We start from the raw sequence: 7452 nt of genomic DNA, 5'->3' as shown, positions 1-7452 counted from the left end.
GGCGACAACGTCGGCGACTGCGCCGGCATGGCGGCCGACCTCTTCGAGACCTACGCCGTCACCGTCGTCGCCACCATGGTGCTCGGCTCGATCTACTTCGGCGGGCAGGACGTGGTCTGGAACGTCATGCTCTTCCCGCTCGCGATCTGCGCCGTCTGCGTGCTGACCTCGATCGCCGGCACCTTCGCGGTCAAGCTCTCGCCGAACGGCACCATCATGGGGGCGCTCTACAAGGGCTTCATCGCCACCGGCATCCTCTCGCTGGTGCTGCTCTACCCGCTGACCGCCATCGTCTTCCCGGGCGCGATGTCGGATCCGCTCACCACCAACACCGGCGTCACCTTCACCCCCTGGGATCTCTTCCTCTGCGGCGTGGTCGGCCTGATCGTGACGACGCTGATCGTCGTCATCACCGAATACTACACCGGCACCAACTACCGCCCGGTCCGCTCCATCGCCCAGGCCTCGATCACCGGCCACGGCACCAACGTCATCCAGGGCCTCGCCGTCTCGCTCGAGTCGACCGCCCTCCCGGCGCTCGTCATCGTCGCCGGCATCATCTCCACCTACATGCTCGCCGGCCTCTTCGGCATCGCCATCGCGGTGACGACCATGCTCGCCCTCGCCGGCGTCGTGGTCGCCCTCGACGCCTTCGGCCCGGTCACCGACAACGCCGGCGGCATCGCCGAGATGGCCGACCTGCCCCCCGAGGTGCGCTCCACCACCGACGCGCTGGACGCCGTCGGCAACACCACCAAGGCCGTCACCAAGGGCTACGCCATCGGCTCCGCCGGCCTCGGCGCGCTGGTCCTCTTCACCGCCTACACCGAGGACCTGCACTTCTTCTCGCAGACCGCCGCCGAGGGCAGCTTCTTCCACGGCCTCAGCGTCGACTTCTCGCTCTCCAACCCCTACGTCGTCGTCGGCCTCCTCATCGGCGGCCTCTTGCCCTACCTCTTCGGCGGCATCGCCATGACCGCCGTCGGCCGCGCCGCCGGCTCGATCGTCGAGGAGGTCCGCCGGCAGTTCCGCGCCGACCCCGGCATCATGGAGGGCACGTCGAAGCCCGACTACGGCCGCGCCGTCGACATGCTGACCAAGGCCGCCATCCGCGAGATGATCGTCCCCTCGCTGCTGCCAGTCCTCTCGCCCATCGTCGTCTTCATCGTCATCAACTGGATCGCCGGCGCCAGCGCGGCGCTCGCGGCCGTGGGTGCCATGCTCCTCGGCGTCATCGTCAACGGCCTCTTCGTCGCCATCTCGATGACCTCCGGCGGCGGCGCCTGGGACAACGCGAAGAAGATCTTCGAGGACGGCTTCACCGACGCCTCTGGCCAGAAGCACTACAAGGGCTCGGACGCCCACAAGGCCGCCGTCACCGGCGACACCGTCGGCGACCCCTACAAGGACACCGCCGGCCCGGCGGTGAACCCGATGATCAAGATCACCAACATCGTCGCCCTCCTGATGCTGGCGGTCCTCGCCCACTGACCCCGCGCGCCGGCCGGGCCCGAACCCCGGCCGGCGACACCTGTTGCAGCGGGGCCACGACCCCCTTCGCATGCCCCTCCGCCGGCGCCGATGGTTTGGCCGCGCGGGCGAGTGGTGCTTTACTCGGGAAAGCAGCAACTCGCGATCAGGGGAGGATCGAATGTCCCGCATGACGGCGAGCGCCAGGGCCCTGGCCGGAGCATCCCTCGTCACCCTCGCCGCCGCGGCGGCGCATTCCGCCGCCCTCGAGCAGACGGTCCCGGCCTCGATCCGGCTGCTCTACCAGGAAGGCCGCTACGCCGAGTTCGGCATCAGCTACACCGACCCCGACCAGAGCGGCGAGGGGGCGACCATCCCCGCCGGGGTGCTCGCCCCGTTCGCGATCCCGCTCGAGGGAAACACCGGCGACGTCTTCGACGACCGCTGGAACATCAGCGCCGCCTACAAGGCCGACCTGAACGACCGCTTCTCCTACGCGCTGATCTTCGACGAGCCGCTGTGGGCCGCCACCAGCTACGGCGCCGCCGCCTTCACCAACAGCGCCTTCGGCATCGACGAGCAGCTCTACGCCGGCAGCAAGGCCGACGTGAAGACCTACCAGGTCAGCGCCGTCCTCGCCTACGACGTCAACCCGAGCGTCAAGGTCTATGGCGGCCTCCGCGCCCAGCGGCTCGACGCCGAGGCGGCGGTCGCCTTCGTCGGGGACTATTCGGTCAAGGCCGACGACAAGTGGGGCTACGGCTGGCTCCTCGGCGCCGCCTACGAGCGGCCGGAGATCGCGCTGCGCGTCGCGCTCACCTACCAGTCGAAGATCGGCTACGACCTCGACACCAGGGAGACGATCACGCCCACCGGCGCCCCCGGGCCGGTCACCCAGGACACCGAGACCGACCTCGACACGCCGCAGTCGGTGCAGCTCGACTTCCAGACCGGCGTTGCGCCCAAGACCCTCGTCTTCGGCTACGTGCGCTGGGTCGACTGGTCGGAATTCTCGGTCAGGCCGCCGGTCTACGAGGACGCGACGGCCGAGCTCCTCGGCGAGGGCCGCCCGCTCATCCAGTACGCCGACGACTGGTGGACCTACAACCTCGGCCTCGGCCGCCAGCTCACCGACACGCTCGCCGGTTCCTTCTCGATCACCTGGGAGCCGAGCGTCGGCGGCGAGATGACCTCGCTCGGCCCCTACGACGGCCGCACCACCGGCACCGCCGCGCTCACCTACGAGGTGAACGGCTTCGCCATCACCGGCGGCCTCACCTACGGCGTGCTCGGCGACACGCACAACCTGCTCGAGACCGACTTCAACGACGGCACCGTCTGGGGCGCCGGCCTGCGCGTGGGCTACACCTTCTAGCGTGCCCGCGCGCGTCTATACAACGTATAGACGCGAAAATAACGCTGCAATTTCAATGCGGTGCCACCCGGGCACACGTGCCCGCCCGTGCGCGGGCACGCTTGCAACGTCCTGCGCCCCCGGCTAGCTAGAGCGGATGATCTACGAGACGCCCGCCGACTGGCTCGACGCGCCCCACAAGCGGGTGTCCCTCTTCGGCATGTCCGGCCTCGGCAAGACCCGCATCGCCGCGCTCCTGCGCGAGGAGGCCGACTGGTTCCACTACTCGGTCGATTTCCGCATCGGCACCCGCTACATGGGCGAGCACATCGTCGACAACTTCAAGCGCGAGGCGATGCGCAACCCCTTCCTGCGCCAGCTGCTGCGCTCCGACTCGATCTACATCGCCTCCAACATCACCTTCCACAACCTCGAGCCGCTCTCGACCTACCTCGGCAAGCCCGGCGACCCGGCGAAGGGCGGCATCCCCTTCGACGAATACATCCGCCGCCAGCGCCGCCACCGCGAGGCCGAGATCGCCGCCACCCGCGACGCGCTCCACTTCATCGAGAAGGCCGAGGAGATCTACGGCTACCGCCACTTTGTCTGCGACACCTCGGGCTCGCTCTGCGAGGTGGTCGACCCGCACGATCCGGCCGACCCGGTGATGACCGACCTCGCCGCCGCCACGCTGCCGGTCTGGTTCCGCGGCACCGAGGACGACCTCGAGGCGCTGACCGCCCGCTTCGACAAGGCGCCGAAGCCGATGTACTATCCGGAGGCCTTCCTCACCCGCCTCTGGCAGGACCATCTCGCGGACCAGGGCTGCATGCCCGACCAGGTCGATCCCGACGCCTTCATCCGCCACGGCTTCCGCGCCCTCATGGCCCACCGCCTGCCGCGCTACGCCGCCATGGCCGCCCGCTGGGGCGTCACCGTCGAGGCCGCCGAGGTCGCCGCCGTCCGCGACCCGCAGGACTTCGACGCCCTGATCTGCCGCGCCCTCGGCCGCCGATGACCCACGACCACGGCCACGCCCACGCCGGCCACCACCATCACCACCACAACGCCGGCAACGCCCGCGCCGTCGGCCTCGCCGCCCTCCTGACCGGCGGCTTCATGATCGCCGAGGTGGTCGGCGGCCTCCTCTCCGGCTCGCTCGCGCTCCTCGCCGACGCCGGTCACATGCTGACCGACTTCGCCGCGCTGGTGATGGCCTGGCTCGCCTTCCGCGTCGCCCGCCGCCCGGCCGACGCCCGGCGCACCTACGGCTTCGACCGCATCTCGGTGATGGCCGCCTTCGTCAACGGCCTCGCCCTCTTCGCCGTCGCCGGCTGGATCGTCATCGAGGCCGGCCGCCGGCTGATGCACCCCGCGCCGGTCGCCGGCGGCATCATGCTCGTCGTCGCCGCGCTCGGCCTCCTCGTCAACATCCTGGCCTTCGCCGTCCTCGCCCGTGGCGACCGCGCCAACCTCAACCTCCGCGCCGCGCTCCTCCATGTCGTGGGCGACCTCCTCGGCTCGGCCGGCGCGATCCTCGCCGCGCTCGTCATCCTCTGGACCGGCTGGACGCCGATCGACCCGATCCTCTCGGTCTTCGTCTCGCTCCTCATCCTGCGCTCGGCCTGGACGGTGGTGCGCGCCAGCGGCCACATCCTGCTCGAGGCGACCCCGGAGGGCTTCGACGCCGCCGCCATCGGCCGCGACCTGCGCGCCGAGGTGCCGGAGGTGATCGACGTCCGCCACCTGCACGCCTGGTCGATCACCGAGAACCGCCCGATGGTCACGCTCGAGGCGGTGGTCCCGCCTACCGCCGACCCCGACGCCGCCCGCCGCCGGGTCAAGGCCCGTCTCGCCGAGGCCTTCGGCTTCGACCATGCCACGGTCGAGATCTGCGTGGACAGCGGCGAGTTGCCGAGCCCGGGCTGCACGTCTATCTAGACGCTCTCTCCAGACCGAGGCGCCCGCCCATGCCGATCAAGATCCCCGCAGCCCTTCCCGCCCATGACGTGCTGAAGCGCGAGGGCGTGATGGTCATGTCGGAGGAGACGGCGCTGCGCCAGGACATCCGCCCGCTGCAGATCGGCCTCCTGAACCTCATGCCGAAGAAGGTGCAGACCGAGACGCAGTTCGCCCGCGTCATCGGCGCCACCCCGCTGCAGATCGAGCTCACCCTCATCCGCATGTCCGACCACGCCGCGCGCAACACCTCGGCCGCCCACCTCGAGGCCTTCTACCAGCCGTTCCGCCAGGCACGCGAGCGGCGCTTCGACGGGCTCATCATCACCGGGGCGCCGGTCGAGCATCTCGACTACGAGGCGGTCGGCTACTGGGACGAGCTGCGCGAGGTCTTCGACTGGACGCAGACCAACGTGCACTCGACCGCCGGCGTCTGCTGGGGCGGGATGGCGATGCTCTACCATTTCTACGGCGTCCCCAAGCACATGCTCCCGGCCAAGGCCTTCGGCTGCTACCGCCACCAGGCCGTGGCGCCGGCGGCGCGGCTGCTGCAGGGCTTCTCCGACAGCTTCCTCGTGCCGGTCAGCCGCTGGACCGAGGTGCGCGGCGAGGACGTGGCGCTGCATCCCGAGCTCGAGGTGCTGATCCACTCCGAGGAGATGGGCCCCTGCCTGATCGAGGACCGGCCGCACCGCGCCTTCTACATGTTCAACCACCTCGAGTACGATTCGACGACGCTGAAGGAGGAGTACGAGCGCGACGTCGCCAAGGGCGCGCCGATCGCCGTGCCGGTCGACTACTTCCCCGACGACGATCCGGGCCGGCCGCCGGAGAACCGCTGGCGCAGCCACGGCCAGCTGCTCTACCGCAACTGGATCAACGAGATCTACCAGAGCACGCCCTACGACATCGAGGCGATCGGAAGCTGAGCCGGCGGCTTGCGTCCCTCCGCGGTTCACGGATAGCCTGAGCGGCGGCGCGGGACATGGCTTTTGGGGGGTCAACGGGTGCAGACCCAGCTCGAACAGAAGGCCTTCCTGCTGCTCCTCGCCCTTGTCTCGGTGGCCTTCTTCTGGCTGCTGCTGCCCTTCTACGGGGCGGTCTTCTGGGCGGTGATCCTCGCCATCGTCTTCCAGCCGCTGCAGCGCAACCTCGAGTGGCGCTTCGGAACCCGGAGCAACCTCGCGGCCTTCCTGAGCGTGATGGTCTGCATCGTCATCGCGATCATCCCCATGTCGCTGATCCTCGGCGCGCTGATCCGCGAGGGGACCGAGCTGGTGAGCCAGGTGCAGAGCGGCGCCATCGACCCTTCGAGCGTGCTCGGCAACCTGCAGGACTCGCTGCCGCCCTGGGCGCAGCACTGGCTCGACCGGTTCGGCATCGACAACTTCGAGGCCGCGCGCGAGCGCCTCGTCGAGCTGCTCCGCCAGGCGAGCCAGGCGATCGCCAGCCGGGCGCTCAGCATCGGCCAGGACACGCTGCGCCTCTTCGTCAGCGCCGGCATCATGCTCTACGTGCTCTTCTTCCTCTTCCGCGACGGACGGCTGATCGCCCGCAACGTCCGCTCCGCCATGCCGCTTAGCGAGGAGTACAACGCCCAGCTCACCACCCGCTTCGCCGCCGTGGTGCGGGCGACCGTCAAGGGCAACATCGTCATCGCGGTGATCCAGGGGACGATCGGCGGCGTCGCCTTCTGGCTCCTCGGCGTCAAGGGAGCGCTGCTCTGGGGCACGCTGATGACCTTCCTGTCGCTCTTGCCGGCGGTCGGGGCGGCGCTGGTCTGGGCGCCGGCCGCGGCCTACCTGATCCTGAGCGGGGCGATCGGGAAGGGGATCGTGCTGATCGTGGTGGGCACGCTGGTGATCGGGCTCGTCGACAACCTGCTGCGCCCGGTTCTCGTCGGCCGCGACACGCGCATGCCCGACTATGTCGTGCTCATCTCCACCCTCGGCGGCATCTCGATCTTCGGCATCAACGGCTTCGTCATCGGTCCGCTCATCGCCGCCCTCTTCATGGCGGTCTGGACGCTCTTCCGCGACGAGCAGTCGGTGCGCCGCCGCGAGGCCGCCCTGACGCGCGAACCCTGACGAGCGAGCCGGTCGGCCCGCGGGCGAGCAACGAACATGCCCCGCGACACTGCCCCCGGATTCCGCTCCCCGGAGACGGCGGCCTCGCCGCTCTCCCGGCGCCCGCTCCATCGTCTTGCCCCAAATACACCCTCCGGGGGCGCCTGCGCGCAGAGCGGGCTCGCACCGGGTAATGAAGTTTTAACCCGACGAATCCCTTCAGCATCAATGGGATAGTTATAGTTTCGCGTGCGAAATCCTGATTTCGCGTCGCCTCGACGTGCCCGCCGGGGCCCCCGCGCGTTTGCATCCCGGCCGCCGCGGCGATAGAGAGGCGCGCGCAGGCGATGGAGCGGGGATGGCCTTCTTTCAGAAGCTCAAGGAACGGCTCTTCAAGTCCTCCTCGAAGCTCGAGGAGGGGCTCGAGGCGATCATCGACGAGGCCCCCGCCGAGGCAGCGCCTGCGCCGGCACCGGCCGGCGACGAGCGTTCCGGTCTCGTCGGCCGGCTCCTCGGCCAGGACAGGGGCCGCGTTCTCGACGACGCCATGCTCGAGAGCCTCGAGGAGCTCCTCATCCAGTCCGACATGGGGGTCGAGACCTC

Annotated in this window: 6 protein-coding genes and 1 pseudogene; all 7 read left to right on the top strand. The window is 69.6% G+C overall.

The window, feature by feature from the left end; genetic code table 11:
* On the top strand, positions 1 to 1491 hold a 1491-nt coding region (locus tag Q0112_RS00180; protein WP_297970041.1), incomplete at its 5' end, for a sodium/proton-translocating pyrophosphatase.
* 160 nt (positions 1492 to 1651) lie between these two features.
* The gene (locus Q0112_RS00175) at positions 1652 to 2845 is read left to right on the top strand and encodes an OmpP1/FadL family transporter (RefSeq protein WP_297970040.1); all 1194 of its coding nucleotides are present in this window, start codon (positions 1652 to 1654) and stop codon (positions 2843 to 2845) included.
* A gap of 136 nt (positions 2846 to 2981) precedes the next feature.
* Entirely contained in the window at positions 2982 to 3842 is an 861-nt protein-coding gene (locus tag Q0112_RS00170; protein WP_297970039.1) for an ATPase, read from the top strand.
* A complete protein-coding gene (locus tag Q0112_RS00165) occupies positions 3839 to 4765 on the top strand; it encodes a cation diffusion facilitator family transporter (protein WP_297970038.1) in 927 nt (308 codons plus the stop codon). Before Q0112_RS00170 ends, Q0112_RS00165 begins: the two co-directional genes overlap by 4 nt.
* Before the next feature lie 29 nt (positions 4766 to 4794).
* A complete protein-coding gene (metA, locus tag Q0112_RS00160) occupies positions 4795 to 5712 on the top strand; it encodes a homoserine O-succinyltransferase (protein WP_297970037.1) in 918 nt (305 codons plus the stop codon).
* Between the two features lie 78 nt (positions 5713 to 5790).
* Positions 5791 to 6870, top strand: a complete 1080-nt coding sequence (locus tag Q0112_RS00155) for an AI-2E family transporter (RefSeq protein ID WP_297970036.1) — start codon at positions 5791 to 5793, stop codon at positions 6868 to 6870.
* A gap of 337 nt (positions 6871 to 7207) precedes the next feature.
* A pseudogene (locus tag Q0112_RS00150) lies at positions 7208 to 7452 on the top strand (signal recognition particle-docking protein FtsY); the annotation flags it as partial.

This window comes from uncultured Amaricoccus sp. (genome assembly GCF_937858865.1).
Lineage (GTDB): Bacteria > Pseudomonadota > Alphaproteobacteria > Rhodobacterales > Rhodobacteraceae > Amaricoccus.
This window is presented reverse-complemented; position numbering and strand designations above follow the sequence as displayed.

What these genes read in the sequence shown, in the direction of transcription:
- Q0112_RS00165 (WP_297970038.1), top strand. Translation starts at nt 3,839, where the DNA reads ATGACCCACGACCACGGCCACGCCCACGCCGGCCACCACCATCACCAC.
- Q0112_RS00170 (WP_297970039.1), top strand. Translation starts at nt 2,982, where the DNA reads ATGATCTACGAGACGCCCGCCGACTGGCTCGACGCGCCCCACAAGCGG.
- metA (WP_297970037.1), top strand. Translation starts at nt 4,795, where the DNA reads ATGCCGATCAAGATCCCCGCAGCCCTTCCCGCCCATGACGTGCTGAAG.
- Q0112_RS00175 (WP_297970040.1), top strand. Translation starts at nt 1,652, where the DNA reads ATGTCCCGCATGACGGCGAGCGCCAGGGCCCTGGCCGGAGCATCCCTC.